This is a genomic window from Streptomyces sp. SID14436, assembly GCF_010548465.1.
Lineage (GTDB): Bacteria > Actinomycetota > Actinomycetes > Streptomycetales > Streptomycetaceae > Streptomyces.
On record NZ_JAAGMD010000087.1, the window covers coordinates 1 to 972 of the forward strand.

Here is a 972-nt window from a genome sequence, read left to right on the forward strand (position 1 = left end):
GGCGTCGGCGGCGGCCGCCCACGCCGGTGAGCTGCACCGCGCGGTCGCGCTGACCCGGTCCGCGCTGGCGGACCTCGGCCGGGACGCCGACCTGGAGCTGGCCGCCCGGGTGCGCTACACGCTGGCCGGGAACCTGCTGCGGGTCGACAGCCTGTCGGCGGCGTTCGCGCACAGCAGCGAGGCGCTGGCGATGATCCCGCCGGAGCCGGCCTCGCCGACCTGGGTGTGGGCGGCGGCCACCCACGTGATGACCGCGCGGCAGGTCGGGGAGAACGAGGTCGCGCTGTCGGTGGCCCGCCGGGCACTGGCCGCGGCCGAGCGGCTGGGGATGCCCGACGCGCAGGCGGACCTGCTGATCTCGGTGGTCGGTCTGGAGGCGTTCAGCCGTCACACCGCCGAGGGCCGCGAGCGGCTGACGCGGGCCAGGGAGCTGGCCCGGACGGCGGGGAACGCGGCGGTGGAGCTGCGGGCGCTGTACAACCTGGCCATGGGCGCCTACGAGGCCGGAGAGCTGGAGGCGTGTCTGCCCTGGCTGACGGAGGGCCTGGACCGGGCCCGCCGGGCCGGGCTGCTGGCGTCGCCGTACCCGCTGGCGATGCGCTACCTGCGGCTGCTGGTGCTCTACGCGACGGGCCGCTGGGACGAGTGCGTGGTGGCGGCGGAGGCGGACGCCCGGGTGCTCCCCCCCGCTGGGCGGGTACGCGGTCGCGCCCGCGCTGTACGTGGCGCTGGCGCGGGGCGACTTCTCGGTCGTGGAGCGGGTCCGCGCCCCGCTGGACGGGCCGTTCGACTGGATGGCGACGCTGGTCGCGGGGATCCTGCTGACCGACGCGGCGGCGCTGCGGGGCGACGCGGAGGAGGCCGTGCGGCGGATGCGTGCCACGGTCACCGCCCTCACGGACGCGTCGGGGACGGTCCCGGACGTCACCGTGCGGCTGGCGGCGCTCGCGCTGGCCGCGGTCGCGGACGCGG

General features: G+C 77.9%; 1 pseudogene. It reads left to right on the top strand.

The features are described from left to right. Positions 1–972 (top strand): annotated as a pseudogene (locus tag G3I53_RS03115) (helix-turn-helix transcriptional regulator); the annotation flags it as partial.